We start from the raw sequence: 16,793 nt of genomic DNA on the forward strand, positions 1-16,793 counted from the left end.
TTTCATGCCGGCCGGCGGACGCGTTGGTGCCAAGCGACAAAACCATGCCGGTTTTGTGAATATTTTTCCTTGTGGCAAACGTGCCGTGCATTCCGGCAAACCTCGCAGGCGCAATCATTATTCACACATGATAGTGTTTGTTACACGAAGCTACTCGTCCGTAATGGCGATTGCTTTCGTCCCCGGGCCGCTGTAGAGCACCCCTTCTCCGGGGGAAAACCCCAACCGGGCCGGCCGAATGGCGCCGGCAAGAATCCCGCACTGCACCGCACTTGTAAAGAACTTTAGAAAGATTGTTTATAGAAGTCTAAGAAATATATCAAAAAATATCATTTAAATCCGAATGTAACGATTGCTGTCCGAGCACCCATGCGCCGCCTATCCGAACCCCGCCGTCCCGCCGTCCATTGCCAGCCCCCCTCTTCCCTGCGCGCCGGCCTTGCCGCCGTGCTGCTGGCGCTAGCCGCCGGACCGGTGGCCGCGCAGAACGTGCCCATCCAACTGCCCTCGGGCGCCGAGCCGGGCCGCCAGTTGCCCCAGCCGGTGATGCCGGAAAGCACCCCCACCGCGCCGCCGGTGACGGTGCAGCAAGGCGGCGCCACCGAGGCGCCCGCCGGCGCGGACAAGCTGACCTTCACGCTGACCGACATGCGCATCGAAGGCATCACCCGCTACCCCGCCGATACCGTGCGTCCGCTCTACCAGGACCTGATCGGCAAGACCATCACGGTGGCGGACGCGTTCAAGGTCGCCAATGACATCGAGCTGCGCTACCGCAACGACGGCTACGTCACCACGCGCGTGATCGTGCCGGCGCAGACCATCGATGACGGCCATTTCCGCATCGTGGTGGTCGAGGGCTACATCGCCGACGTCAAGTACGACGGCGACATCGGCCCGGCGCAGGCGGCGATCGAAAAGCTGGTGCAGCGCCTGCGCGGCGTGCGTCCGATCAACGTGGCGGAAGTCGAGCGCCAGCTGCTGCTGGCCAACGACCTGAACGGCATGACCGTGCGCGCCTCGCTGGAAGCCTCGCCCAAGGACGTGGGCGGCTCGGTGCTGGTGGTGCACAGCGAACGCAAGGCGGTGGACGCGCGCCTGGGCATCGACAACCGCGCCTCGCCCTACCTGGGCTGGAGCGAAATGACCGGCCAGGTCACGCTGAACTCGTTCGGCGCGCGCGCCGACAGCCTGACCCTGACCGGCCGCGTGGGCTTTCCGGCCTACCGCAGCAAGGCCGTGGGCGCCAACTACGACATGCTGGTCACCGACAGCGGCATGACGCTCGACATCGCCGCCAGCTACGCCAAGAGCGAACCGGGCCGCGACCTGGCGCCGCTGAACGTGGCCAGCGACGTGCAGGCCTATTCGGCCACCGCCACCTATCCGCTGATCCGCTCGCGCCTGCAGAACCTGCGCGCCTTCGGCATGCTGGACGTGCGCAACGTCACCACCGACATCACCGGCATCCCCTTCACGCGCGACCGCCTGCGCGTGCTGCGCGCCGGCCTGAGCTACGACCGCACCGACAGCTGGAACGGCATCACGGCCGTGCGCGGCACCGTGCACCAGGGCCTGGACGCCATGGGCGCCTCCAAGGAAGGCAACGAACTGGCCTCGCGCGCCAAGGGCCGTCCGGATTTCCTGAAGTTCACCGCCGAACTGACCCGCCTGCAGCAGTTGTCCGACCGCTTCAGCCTGGTGGCCACCTTCGCCGGCCAGTACAGCGCCAACCCGTTGCTGGCCAGCGAGGAATTCGCGCTGGGCGGCCCCAACTTCGGCCGCGGCTATGACGACGGCGAAATGTCGGCCGACTCCGGCATGGCGGCCTCGCTGGAACTGCGCTACGCCGTGTCCTCCGACCGCTTCCTGCCCAGCGGCGCGCACGTCTACACGTTCGTGGACGGCGGCCGCATCTGGTCGCGCAGCGAAAGCGCGCCGCTCACGCGCGCCAAGCTGTCCTCGTACGGCGCCGGCATGCGCGCCAACCTGACCAAGAACCTGTACGCCACGATCGAAGTGGCCAAGCCCATGAGCTCCGATGTGCTGACCCAGGGCAACAAAGATCCCCGCGTGTTCTTCAGCCTCTCGGCCCAGTACTAATCCGCGACAGAAAAGCGACCGACCATGACTCGTCAATCCCGCATCCTCGCCCAATCCGCCCGCCGCCAGGCCCTGAAGGCCCCGCCCCTGCCCGCGCTCACCACCCTGGCGATGGTGATCGGCTCGCTGGTCTCCGGCGGCGCCCACGCCAACCCCACCGGCGGCAACGTCGTGGCCGGCGGCGCGACAATCAATGACCGCGGCAACGGCACGCTGGACATCAACCAGTCGACCGGCAAGGCGATCATCAACTGGAAGGGTTTCAGCATCGGCGCCAACGAGACGGTCAATTTCCGTCAGCCGGGCAGCAACAGCGTCACGCTGAACCGGGTGGTCGGCAATGATCCGTCGGCCATCTTCGGCCGCCTCAACGCCAACGGCAACGTGGTCCTGGTCAACCCGAACGGCGTGTTGTTCGGCAAGGGCGCGCGCGTGGACGTGGGCGGGCTGGTCGCCACCACCGCCAACATCAGCGACAAGGACTTCCTGGCGGGCAAGTACAAGTTCGACCAGCCCTCGTCCAAGGCCAATGCCATGATCGTGAACGAAGGCACGATCAGCATCAAGGACAGCGGCCTGGCGGTGCTGGTGGCGCCGGCGGTGCGCAACTCGGGCGTGATCGAGGCCAAGCTGGGCCGCGTGGCCCTGGCCGGCGCCAAGACCGTCACGGTCGACTTCCACGGCGACGGCCTGCTGAGCTTTGACGCCACCTCGGCCGTCAGCGAGCTGCCCAAGGACGCTGACGGCAAGCCGGTCTCGGCGCTGGTCGCCAACAACGGCGTGATCCGCGCCGACGGCGGCACGGTGCTGATGACGGCGCGCGCGGTCAAGGGCGTGATCGACAACGTGGTCAACACCGACGGCATCGTCAGCGCCAAGGCGGTGGGCACGCAGAACGGCAAGATCGTGTTGTCCGGCGGCGACGCCGGCACGGTCAATGTGGCCGGCACGGTCGAGGCCACCGGCGTCAACGCCGGCGAGCGCGGCGGCAAGGTGGTGGTGACCGGCGAGCACGTCAACGTGGCGCGCGGCGCCGCCATCGACGTGTCCGGCGCGGCCGGCGGCGGCGAGATCGCGCTGGGCAGCCTGGGCGTCGCGCCCGACAACGGCTCGGCCGCGTTCAGCGGCAAGTCGTCGACCGTCAAGGTGGCGGCGGGCGCCACCCTCAAGGCCGATGCGCTCATCAATGGCAACGGCGGCAGCGTCACGATGTGGTCCAACGACGCCACCGCGTTCGCCGGCAGCCTGTCGGCGCGCGGCGGCGCCCAGGGCGGCGACGGCGGCTTCGCCGAAGTTTCCAGCAACAAGAACATCGGCCTGACCGGATCGGCCGACCTGCGCGCGCCCAAGGGCAAGACCGGCCTGCTGCTGATCGACCCGACCGACCTGCGCATCGTCGACTCCGCCAGCGGCGGCGGCTCGCAGGACGGCGCGGCCGGCGACGGCACCATCAACGGCGGCGACGCCAACACCGCCAACAACACCGTGTCGCGCGGCCTGCTCGAAAGCCTGGCCGGCACCACCAACATCAAGCTGGAAGCCACCGGCCAGATCACGGTCGCGGACATGGCCGCGATCAACCTGAAAACCACCGCCGGCCACAGCTTCACGATGCGCTCGACGCAGACGGGCGGCATCCGCTTCGAGAATTCGAACACCGAGATCAGCACCCAGGGCGGTTCCATCACGCTGGAAGCGCTGGGCGTGGGCAGCACGCTGGACAACATCGGCAAGCTGACCAGCCGCGGCGGCGCGATCACGCTGAACGCCACCGGCGACATCAACCTGGCCAACGTCATAGACGCCGGCACCGGCGCGGCGCTGGTCCGCACCAGCGCCGGCTCGATCCGCAACACCGGCGGCGCCAACCAGGTGGTGGCCGGCAACAGCGTCAAGCTGGACGCCAGCGGCGGCAGCATCGGCGACCTGGCCGCCCCGGTCAACACCCAGACGGCGCTGCTGTCGCTGGCCACCGGCGGCAACCTGGCGGTGGCCAACCGCCAGACCCTGACCTCGCTCGACATCACCAGCCGTCACGCGCAACCGAACGTCAACAACAGCTTCCTGCTGACCTCGCCGGGCCTGGCCTTCGCCCTGCAGGACAACGGCGGCTACCAGCTGAACACGGTCAACCAGTCGGGCCTGAACTTCTCGTTCGCCGGCGACCGCACCATCACCGTCGGCGATGTGGCGCTGGGCGCCGGCACGCTGGCGCTGACGTCGACGGCCGGCCATATCCTCGGCACCCCGACGGGACAGTTGAGCGCCAGCCAGATCACCCTGAGCGCCGCCGGCAGCGATGGCCGCGCCGGCGCCATCGGTTCGTCGGCGCAGGCGCTGCGCACGCAGACGGCCGCCCTGATCGCGACCAGCGGCAGCGGCGGTGTGTACGTGGAAAACAGCGGCCCGCTGAACCTGAAGGCGATCGACACCACCGGCAACCTGGTCGCGCAGACCAGCGGCCACCTGACCCTGGGCGACATCAAGGCGGGCTCGGCCACGCTGACCTCGTTCCTCGGCAACATCGTCGACGATGGCAACGACGCCACCAGCATCGCCGCCGCGTCGCTGACGCTGTCGGCCGAGCGCGGCATCATCGGCGGCGCCGCGCGCGCGCTCAAGACCAACGCCAGCACCCTGTCCGCCACGGCGGGCGCCGGCGGCGTCTACCTGGACAGCTCCAGCGCCAACCTGAACATCACGCAGGCGCAGGCCGACACGGGTCCGATCGTGATCACCGGCGCGGGCAGCGTCTCGGCCAACAACGTCGGCTCCGGCGGTGGCGCCATCAACCTGACCGGCAACAGCATCGTCGCCGGCCAGATCAACGCGGGCGCCGGCAATGTCACGCTGACCGCGCGCGCCGGCAACATCACCGGCACCTCGGCCTCCCTGATCACCGGCAACGTCGTCACCCTGCTGGCCCCGGCCGCCAACACCAGCTATACCGTCGGCACCGCGGGCACCTACCTGCGCACGGCCGCCGGCGTGCTGAACGCCACCGGCGGCAGCATCTACCTGAACCAGGCCCAGGGCTCGGTGCTGCTGGACGACCTGAAGGCCAATAACGGCATCTTCGTCACCGGCGTGGCGAACCTGAGCGCCAACATGCTGGATGCCGGCACCGGCACGCTCTCGCTCAATGCGCAGGGCGGCAATATCGTGCGCGCCAATGCCAACAGCGCGCTGGCGGGCAACAGCATCGTCCTGCAAGCCCAACAACACATCGGCACGGCCAGCGACCACCTCACGACGGCCACCACCAGCCTGACGCTGGGCAGCGGCGGCGACATCTACGTCGACAATCCCGCCAAGACGCTGAACTACCTGGCCATCACCAATGCGCACGCCGACCCGGCCCGCCGCAACACCATCCAGGTGGCCGCGCCGTTCCTGAATTTCGACGTCAATGACGACCTGGGCAACGCCTACGAGCTGCGCCAGGTCTACAGTTCGCTGCTGAGCCAGTTCTCGTTCACCGGCGACCAGAGCCTGAAGCTGGGCAACCTGCGCGCCGGCAGCAACATCACGCTGGTCTCCAACCAGGGCAGCATCCTGGACGACGGCATCGCCGACACGCGCGTCACCGCCAACAACGTCAGCCTCCGGGCCGCCCAGGATATCGGCACCAGCGCCAATTTCGTCGCCGTCAACGCGCCGGGCCTGACGCTGGACACGCGCGGCAACCTCTACGCCACCGACATCGCCGACCTCACCTCGTTGACGGTGTACGCGCGCCACAAGGACGTGGACGACCGCTACACGCTGGACGTGCGCGCGCCGTCGCTGCTGTTCAACATCACCGACGACGTCGGCGGCCACACGATCCACGAGGTTCGCGACAGCAACTGGGTCAACTTCAGCTTCAACAGCGACCGCGACATCACGGTCGGCAGCATCGACGCCGGCTATAGCGGCAGCATCACGCTGAACGCCGCGGGCGACCTGCGCGACGACGGCAACAAGCAGACCCGCCTGCTGGCCAACTCGGTCAACCTGATCGCCGGCAAGGCGGTCGGCGCGACCGGCACGGGCTATCTGGACGTGCTGACCGGTTACCTGAGCGGCACGGCGAGCAATGGCGGCTTCTATGTCCAGTTGCCCAATCCCACCGGCTACGCCAATTACACCGGCATCGTCACCCTGAACAACATCACCGCCAGCGACGCCGTGCAGATCGACCTGCGCCAGGGCGACGCGCTGCTGTCCGGCACGGTGCGCAGCAACGCCGGCAACGTCACGCTGAACATGGCCAACGGCTCGCTGTACGGCAACGGCGGCGGGGTCTATGCGGGCGCCAACGACATCACGCTGTCGGCCGCCGGCACGATCGGCGGCGTGTACGGCGGCACCCTGCGCTATGTCGGCGTGGGCGCGGCGGGCCAGGCCAACGTGCAGGCCACCGCCGGCACCGACATCTACCTGAACGGCACCACCGGCAACATCAAGCTGACGCGCCTGCAGGCCGGCACCGGCCAGATCGGCTACACCCAGTCCTCCGGCACCACCACCATCGGCAGCCTGAGCGCCGGCGGCGCGGCCACGCTCACCAATTCCGGCGGCTCGCTGCTGGACGACGGCGATGCCGCCACCGTGATCCGCGCCAGCAACATCGCCCTGACGGCGGGCGGCGCGATCGGCGCGGCCGGCGCGGCGCTGACGCTGCAGGCGCCCGACGTCAGCCTGACCAGCGGCGGCAACATCGCCGTGGACAGCCTCACCGGCCTGACGCGATTGAATGTCACGCGCAATGGCACGGCCAATGGCGTGTACGGCATCACCGCGCCCAACCTGACGGCCTTCACGCTCACGGACGACGGCCTCGGCATCCACCTGACGGACATCGCCAGCACAACCAACCTGGACTTCGGCTTCACCGCCAACAACAAGAACCTGCTGGTCGGCAACATCGACGCGGGCGCCAACGGCAAGGTCAGCCTGGCATCGGCCCAGAACATCAGCAACGACAATCCGGCCAGCCCCGGCGTCATCCGCGCCGCGACCGTCGCGCTGACGGCCGGCGCGAACGGCTCCATCGGCTCGTCCATCACGGGCGGCACGCTGGCCCTGAGCGGCACCTCGGCGCTCAGCCTGACCGCCGGCAACAACATGTATGTCGGCAGCGACACCGTGCTGCGCAGCCTGGCCATCAACAGCCTGAAGAACGCCGGCAGCGCCAGCACCTTCGCCATCGGCGGCGGCGCCGGCCAGGTCATCACCCTCAGCGACGACGGCACCACCCAGTACCTGGAGCAGGTCACGGGCGGCCTGACCGACTTCAGCTTCAGCGGCCGCAAGAACATCCAGGTCGGCGCCATCACCGCCACCAATTCCGTCAGCCTGACCACCGCCGGCGGCGGCGTCTATTCCAGCATCACCAGCGATGGCGGCACCGGCCGCATCACGGCCGGCAGCGTCACGCTGTCCGCCACCGGCTCGGACAGCTACACCGCGCGCGACGCCAACACCGGCGCCATCGGCGCCGGCAGCCGCGCGCTGCGCCTGAGCACCAGCAACCTGGCCATCACCAACAACGGCGACATCAACCTGAACAACGGCGGGCTGGCGCTGAACAGCCTGAACCTGTACCTGTCGCGCCGCGACGCCGGCAGCAGCGTCAACTTCGACACCAACAGCTACGCCTTCGGCGGCCTGGGCAGCCAGACGCTGGCCATCTCCGGCGGCACCAACCTGTCGATCGGCGCCAGCATGGCCGGCGCGGCGCTGACCATCAACACCGATACCGCCATCACCGCCAACGCCATCAACACTGGCACCGGCTCGGTGTCGCTGACCTCGCGCTACGCCAACACCGACCTGGCCCCGACCATCGGCGGCTCGGGCCTGATCACCGGTAACAACGTCAGCCTGAGCGCGCTCGGCACCAATGGCAGCGTCTCGGCGCAGACCAGCGCGTCCAACCTGTCGATCGCCTCGGCCGGCAACGTGTCCGTCGCCAACAACAAGGCGCTGACCGCGCTGTCGCTGACGGCCAACCACAACAGCAGCAGCGGTTCGATCAATAACACGTACAACATCAGCGCCAGCGGCATGACGGCGTTCTCGCTGAGCGACTCCACCGGCGTCGCCGGCCTGACGCTCAACAACATCACCAATACCGGCAACCTGGCGCTGTCGATCTCGTCGGACCGCGCGCTGACGGTCAACAACGTCAGCACCGCCGCCGGCGGCTCGGTGACGCTGGCGAGCAACGGCACCATCTATGGCAACAGCTCCAGCGCCAGCTCGCCCAACATCACCACCGGCGCACTGACCCTGAACGCCGGTTCGGTCACGGGCACCTACGCCACCAACCAGCCGCTGTTCGTCAGCGTCGACTCGCTCTCGTCCAACGTCCGCGGCAGCCTGTGGGTGTCGAACAACAAGAACCTGACGCTGCTGGACAACAGCGCCACCAGTTCGGCCCAGGTCAACGTGACCAACGGCTCGATCACGCAGGGCGCCGGCCGCTTCGTCACGCCGGTCCTGACGCTGACCGCCACGCAGTCGATCGGCGCCGCCGGCAACGCGATGCAGACCGACACCCGCCAGCTGACCACGCAGTCGGGCGGCAACCTGTACATAAACAACGCCAGCGACCTGTTCTCGCTGAACATCACCGCCAACCACGCCAACAGCGCCGTGGACAACGTGGTGCAGGTGGCGGCCAAGGGCCTGACGTTCAACGTCACCGACGCCGGCGTCTACACCATGACCGAGGTCAGCGACCTGACCGGCCTGAACTTCTCGTTCAATGGCGACCGCACGCTGTACGTCGGCAACGTCGACGTCGGCCCGGCCAACACCGTGAGCCTGGGCGCCTTTGGCTCGAACACCCACATCCTGAACCTGACGCCGACCTCGCACATCACCGGCGACGTGGTCACGCTGGGCGCCAGCGGCCAGATCGGCGTGGCGTCGGGCGACAACTCGGGCTCGATCCACACCACCACCGGCGAGCTGTACCTGACCGCCGGCAGCCACGTCTACCTGGACAACGACCGCGACCTGGCCAGCCTGTCGCTGTACGCCACCGGCTCGTCGGCGGCCACCTACCAGATCGTGTCGAACGAACTGCTGTTCGACGTGGCCCACAACGGCAGCCGCCTGCAGGTCAACGAAGTGCGCGACAACACCGGGCTGAACCTGATGCTGTCGAGCAACGTTGGCCAGGACATCGGCATCATCGACACCACCGAGAACGGCACGGTGCGCCTGTCGAGCAACAACAGCATCCTGGGCAGCGCCGACGACAACCAGCGCATCACCGCCGCGTCGGTGCAGATCACCACCCAGGGCTCGGGCGCCATCGGCGCCGTGGGCCGCGAGATCAACCTGTCGGCGCCGCTGGTGAACATCCAGAACGCCGGCGATGTGTACATCGACTCCGACCGCCACATCGACGCGCTGACGCTGTATTCCACCGGCAACAGCGCGCGCAGCTACAGCATCAACTCGCCCACGCGCGACGGCGGCAACATCGTGTTCCAGGCAGCGGACGGCGGCAGCGGCAGCAGCGCCGGCCTGGTCCTGACCAAGGTCGAGGACAAGGGCGGCCTGAACCTGAGCGTGACCAGCGACCGCACCATTACGGTCGGCGCGATCAACATCGGCTACGACAGCGTGGTGCTGAACTCGCGCGGCGGCTCGCTGCTGGGCGACGGCGACGCCAACACCAAGATCGACGCGGCCGGCCTGACCCTGACGGCGGCCAACGCCATCGGCGCCGCCGGCGCCGGCAACGCCATCGACACCCGCGTCAGCACGCTGAGCGGCCGCGCCGACAACGGCGGCGCCTTCATCACGGTGGAGGGCAACACCAGCCTGCCGAGCCTGACCTCGACCGGCGCCAGTTCGGTCAGCAACACCGTCGGCGACATCGAGCTGGGCACGGTCAACACCAATGGCAACGCCTTCTCGGTCAACAACACGGGCGGCTCGATCCTGAGCGGCACGATCAACAACGCCACCACCGTCAACCTGACGGCCAACGGCTCGATCGGCAACAAGAGCGCCATCCGCACCAATGCCCTGAACGGCGGCACCACCACGGTCACGCTCAGCGCCACCAAGACCGACCGCGCCGATGGCAGCATCGCGCTGAACGAGACCTATGGCCTGCAGGCAACCTCGGTTACCGCGGCCGGCGACATCACGCTGGCCGCCGACACCGGCAGCAACGGCCGCAACCTGACCGTTGGCACCGTCACGTCCACCGACGGCGCCGTCACCCTGTCGACCGCGCGCGGCAGCATCACCGGCATCAACAACAGCAACCTGGTCACCGGCAAGAGCGTCAACCTGACGGCCAACTACGGCACGGCCGCGACGATCGGCGCGTCCAACTCGGCACGCCTGCACCTGAACACCGGCAAGCTGACGATGGCCACGCCGGGCAGCATCTACGTCGATAACCTGGCCGACCTGTCCGACCTGACCATCATCCGCACCAACGCGCAGGGCTCGAACCTGGGCAGCGCCGGCTTCCTGACCATCGATGCCCAGAACCTGACGTTCAGCGGCGCCGACACCGGCAACGTCACCACCCTGACCACGGTGCGCGACACCACCGGCCTGAACTTCACCTACCAGGCCGTGGGCGCGATCAGGCTGCACGACATCGACGTCACGCAGAACGGCTCGGTGACCCTGTCGACCAATCCGTACTACTACACGGGCGGCTCGATCCAGGGCCTGAACGCCTCCTCGAAGATCGTCGCCGGCGACCTGACGCTGTCCACCGGGTCGGGCGACACGCCCAACACCATCGGCTCGTCCGGCCTGGCGCTGAACACCCAGGTCAAGAACATCGCCGCCACCGCCTCGGGCGGCATCTGGCTCAAGCAGACCGGCTCGATCAACCTGGGCAACCTGCGCGCCGGCGGCGACCTGTCGGTCACCACCACCACGGGCGACATCCTGGTCGGCACGGTCAGCTATGGCACCGGCAACGCCCTGACCCTGAACGCCCAGACCGGCAGCATCCTGTACGGCGGCGGCACGCTCTCGGGCGCGGGCGCCGGCGCCATCACGCTGACGGCGCAGAACGGTATCGGCACGCGCGACGCCGCCATCAAGATCGCCGCGCCCAACAGCCCGGTGTCGGCCACCGTCACCGGCGACGGCTCGCTCTACCTGGAGAGCAGCGGCAACCTGCTGGGCGGCCTGACGACCTCGGTCGCCAATGGCGAAACGCGCATCACCGGCAACGGCAGCCTGGCGCTGACCAGCGTCACCTCGGGCACCGACGCCACCGGCAACGACATCTCGGTCAAGACCACCTCGGGCAACATCACGGTCAAGAACGTGCAGGCCGGCGCCAACCACGGCCAGGTCACGCTCAACGCCGAGAACGGTTCGATCCTGGCCGACGCGGCCGGCGCCACCGTCAAGGCCTACGGCGTGGCGCTGAACGCCGCCAACGCCATCGGCGCCAGCAACGGCCGCATCAACGCGACCGGCCAGCGCGTCGAAGCCACCACCAGCGGCGGCATGTACCTGGCGGCGGACAACAACTCCGTCTACTCCTACCTGTCGGGCAACATCATCGACATCGCCGCCGCCGGCAATCTGCAGATCGCCAACGCGATCTCGTCCAATGGCGCGATCAAGATCACCGGCAACGGCGCCAACAGCCAGCTGGTGGCCGGCAACATCGACGCCGGCGCCGGCAGCGTCAATATCGACTTCAGCAAGGCGGGCAGCACCATCGTCGACGACCGCGAGGAATCCACGCGCATCATCGGCAACAACGTGGTGCTCAAGGCCGGCGCGGGCATCGGCGGCGCCGCCGGCTCGCCCGACAACCTGCAGACGACCGCCGCCAACATCACCGCGGAAGTCACCGGCGCCGGCTCGATCTACCTGAACGACAACCGCGCGGCCGGCACCACGCTGGCATCGGTCATCACCCAGAACGGCGCGATCGGCATCACCACCGCCGGCCCCACCCTGGTCACCAGCGCCATCAGCCGCAACGGCTCGGCCAGCAACAACATCTCGATCGCCACCACCAGCGGCGACCTGTCGGTCAACACGATCGACGCCTCGGCGGGCGGCGACATCAGCCTGAATGCGGCCGGCTCCATCCTGGGCGCGGTGGCCAACAACCTGGTCCTGGGCAACACGCTGACGGCCGTCGCCGGCGGCAGCATCGGCTCGGCCGCCTACCCGGGCAATGGCTCGGGCGGCATCGCGCTGCGCACCAACCTCGGCGCCCTGGGCAACCTGTCGACCGCCGCCGACGGCGCGGTCATCGTGGTCAACAACATCGGCACGCGGGCCCTCAGCGCCAACAGCGGCAACATCCAGCAGAGCGGCGCCAACAGCTCGATCTACCTGACCACGGCCGGCGATCTGGACGCCAGCGGCGGCATGTCGAACACCGCCGCCAACCTGCTGCTGTCCTCGGGCGGCAAGCTGACGCTGGCCAGCGCCGGCGTGCAGGCCAACGGCACCATCACGCTCAAGGGCACGCAGGACGTGGTGGCGGCCGGCGCCACGCCGCGCACGATCAACGTCAAGGGCACCACGCTGAATTTCAGCAGCGGCGCCGCGGGCGGCAACACCACGTTGGTGACCGAAGCCCGCACCATCGGGGCCAGCCTGACCGGCACCAGCACGCCGGCCAACCTGATGCTGACCAACACCGGCGCGCTCGACGCATCGCTGAGCGCCGCCAACGGCGACATCAGCGCCACGGCCACCGGCTCGCTGAACGCCTCGGCCACCGCCGCCGGCAGCAACCGCACCATCGCGCTGACCTCGCAGCACGGCGATGTCGAGATCGGCATCGTCAACGCCGGCGCCGCCAGCGGCACCGTGATCCTGAGCGCCGCCGAGGGCTCGCTGCTGGGACTGGACAACAGCCTCACGGCCAACAGCCTGGACCTGACCAGCAAGACCGGCATCGGCACCCAGGCCGACCACTTCACCACGTCGGCCCGCAACCTCAAGGCCAATGTACTGGGCAGCGGCGACATCTATGTGGACGCCTCCGGTCCGTTGACGCTGGGCCGCGTCGCGACGGCCGACGGCAACATCGGCATCGCCTCCGCCGGCAACCTGGCGAGCACGGTCGGCCTGTCGGCTGGCAACGGCGGCGACGTCGCGCTGGCCTCCAGTGCCGGCAACGTCACTGTCAGCCACGACATCGCCAGCGCCGACGCGCATGACCTGTCCGTGAGCGGCGCGGCCATCGCCATGGCCGCCGCCAACACCAGCGGCAGCCAGACCTACACCGGCAACGTCACCCTCAACGGCGACCTGACCGGCAGCGCCATCGGCATCACCGGCAACGCCACGCTGGCCGGCGGCACGCGCACCCTGACGGCCAACGGCGCCAACGGCGGCGTCGCCCTCTCTGGCACGCTGAACGGCGGCGCGCAGCAGGCGGTGATCGTGGCCGGCGACGGCGACGTCACGCTGGGCGGCAATGCCTCCAACCTGGCCAGCCTGACCATCACCGGCAACAACATCGACCTGCGCCAGGTCGCCACCACCGGCGCCCAGCAGTACAACGGCGCCACCACGCTGCGCGGCGCGTACACCACCGCCAACGGCGCCTTCGGCGTCGACGGCGCCACCACGCTGGCCAGCACCGTGAGCGTGACCACCGGCAGCGGCGCGGTCGCCTTCACGGGCGCCATGTCGGGCGCCAACGCGCTGACCGTCACCAGCAGCGGCACCACCACCTACGGCGGCGCGGTCGACATCGCCTCGCTCAACCAGGCGGGCACCGGCGGCACGGCCATCAACGGCGGCAGCGTCACCACCAGCGGCACGCAGACCTACGTCGGCCACGTGACGCTGGGCGACGATGCGGTGCTGACCGGCGCCACCGTCACCCTGGCCAACGGCGTCGACGGCGCCCATGCGCTGGAAATCGACGGCACGGCCCTGCTGACCGGCGCCATCGGCGCCACCACCAAGCTGGCCAGCCTGACACTGGACGGCGCCGCCACGCTCAACGCGGGCAGCATCGCCACCACCGGCAACCAGCATTACAAGGGCCCCGTCACGCTGGTCCGCGACCACACGCTGAGCGCCACCACCGGCGGCGTGGCCTTCGACGGCGCGCTGGACGGCACGCATGACCTGCACGTCGTGTCCACGGCCGGCGGCGACGTCAGCTTCGACGCGGTCGGCAGCGCCACGCAACGCCTGGGCAGCCTGACGGTCGACACGGCCGGCACGACCGCCTTCAATGGCGCGGTCTACGCGGCATCGGTGCAGACCGATGACCCGGGCGCCGTGACCATCAGCGGCGAGCGCATCGACACCACCGGCGTCATGCGGTTCGGCGAACTGGTCACGCTGGGCGCCAACGTCACGCTCAAGGGCGCCAGCGTCACCCTGGCCGGCGGCGCGAACTCGACCGATGAGCGCCAGGGCCTGACCATCGAAGGCCCGGCCACGATCAACGGCCCGGTGGGCGCCGGCGCCAATGGCCGCCTGGCCTACCTGACCGTCGACGGCGACGCGACGCTCGGCGGCGGCCCGCTCAAGACGGTGGGCGAACAGTCCTACCTGGGCAAGGTCGAACTGTCCGGCAATGCGCAGCTGAGCACCGCCAACGCCAAGGTGACCTTCAACGATACGGTCACCAGCGGCAACGGCAGCGGCCTGACGGTCAGCAGCGGCGCCGGCGCCGTGCGCTTTGCCGAACAGGTCGGCGACGCCACCACGGGCCGCCTGGGCGCGCTGGTCGTCAACAGCGACGGCGCCACCACCTTCGACAAGGCCGTATACGCCGCCTCGGTCGGCACCAGCGCCGGCGGCACCGTGGCGATCAACGGCGGCCTGGTGGACACCACCGGCACGCAATCCTACGGCGAACGCGCGGTGTTCGGCACCGACACCGTGCTCAAGGGCAGCACCGTCAGCCTGCTGGGCGGCGGCGACGGCAAGCACGACCTGACCATCGATGGCAACGCCGTGCTCAAGGGGCCGCTGGGCGCCAACGACCCGCTGGCCAGCCTGACGGTCAAGGGCAACGCCACGCTGGGCGCGGGCAGCATCGTCACCGACGGCGAGCAGTCGTACCAGGGCAACGTGACCGTGGGCGGCGACGTGTCGGTGACCAGCCGCCAGGGCGACATCGGCTTCGACCGCGCGGTCGATGGCGGCCACGGCCTGACGGTCGTGGCCAATCAAGGCGAGGTGACCTTCTCCGGCCCGGTCGGCCAGGGCTCGCGCCTGGGCGACCTGAAGGTCAGCGCCGCGGGCGACATCGTGCTGGACGGCCCGGTGCGCGCCGCCTCGGTGCAGACCGGCGGCAACGGCGACGTGCTGATCAACGGCGCCTCGGTGGACACCACCGGCACGCAGCAATACGGCCAGCACGTCATCCTGAGCGGCGTGGACACCACCCTGAGCGGCACCAACGTGCAGCTCAAGGCCGGCGTCGACGGCACCGAATCGGGCAAGCAAGGGCTGATCATCGCCGGCAATGCCGACATCCAGGGCGACGTCGGCGCCACCACGCCGCTGCGCACCGTGGCCGTCAGCGGCGCCACCACCCTGGGCGGCGGCAAGACGCACACCACGGGCGACCAGGTCTACAACGGCGCCGTGACCCTGAAGGGCGACCGCGATCTGACCAGCGACACCGGCTCGGTGATCCTGGGCAGCAAGCTGGACGGCGGCAACGGCAACAACCTGAACGTCAACGCCGGCAAGAACATCCAGGTCGCGGGCGACGCCACCGGCCTGGGTTCGCTGACCCTGCGCGCCGTCGACACCATCGTGTTCAACGGCGATGTCAGCGCCTATCGCGTGCAGCAGCTGGAAGCCAAGACCGCCAGCTACAACGGCGCGGTGCGCGCCTCCGGCCCGGACGGCATCGACATCTCGGGCGGCACGCTGTCGTTCGGCAAGAACGTCACCGCCGACACGGGTTCGATCCGCATCGCCAACACCAGCCCGACCGGCACCACGTCCTTTGGCGCGGGCAGCACCGTAAAGGCCGCCACCGGCTTCACTCAGACCGGCGGCGCCGGGCTGACGCTGCCGGCGCAATTGCTGGTGACGCAGGGTCCCATCAACCTGGGCGTGCCGGCGAAGCTGCAAGGCGGCAACGCGGTCATCCAGACCAACGGCGACATCACCGCCGTCGGCCTGAGCGGCCCGCAGACCTCGCTGACGCTGGCCTCCGGCGTGGGCGCCCTGCGCATCGGCCTGAACGACGCCGACCCGAGCCACAAGCTGGACGTGGCCAGCCTGACCGTGCCGAACGCCGGCTCGGCCGACATGTGGGGCGCCATCGGCGGCAAGACCGGTTCGATGGCCGCCACCATGGTCCGCAGCTCGCTGGTCGGCGCGCCGTACTATATGAACGGCGCCACCTGGGGTCCGACCGACGTGATCGACCGGCTGGCCGCGGTGACCGCGCCGCGCACGGTGATCCCGACCACCCCCAACGCCAACCCGCTGTTCCAGGGTACCGTCCCTTCCAAGGGCTTTGGCCCCGACGCGCTGGGCGCGTATGCCGATCCGCAGGTGCTGAAGGTGGCTTCGGCCTTTTCCTGGCAGCTGCCTTCCGGCGACAATGCGGTCCTGACCGTGCCGAACGGCAACAACCCGGTGCTGCAAACGACCGGGGGCAATCCGCAGCGCCCGGCCGTCGAGGGCAACCCGTCATCCGACGACGCGCGCCGCGACACCGAGACCCAATCCCAAACTCTCTGACC

At 69.1% G+C, this 16,793-nt stretch carries 2 protein-coding genes; both read left to right on the top strand.

Features of this window, described 5'->3' with window-relative positions:
* The first annotated feature begins 369 nt into the window (after positions 1-369).
* Positions 370-2,103, top strand: coding sequence for a ShlB/FhaC/HecB family hemolysin secretion/activation protein (locus ABFG95_RS02530; protein ID WP_232732868.1), 1,734 nt, complete (start codon positions 370-372; stop codon positions 2,101-2,103).
* A gap of 24 nt (positions 2,104-2,127) precedes the next feature.
* On the top strand, positions 2,128-16,791 hold the full coding sequence (locus ABFG95_RS02535) for a filamentous hemagglutinin N-terminal domain-containing protein (protein WP_348995419.1): 14,664 nt from the start codon (positions 2,128-2,130) through the stop codon (positions 16,789-16,791).
* The last annotated feature ends 2 nt before the right edge of the window (positions 16,792-16,793 follow it).

The organism is Achromobacter sp. HNDS-1 (assembly GCF_040084795.1).
In the GTDB taxonomy this organism is placed as follows: Bacteria; Pseudomonadota; Gammaproteobacteria; order Burkholderiales; family Burkholderiaceae_B; genus Achromobacter; species Achromobacter ruhlandii.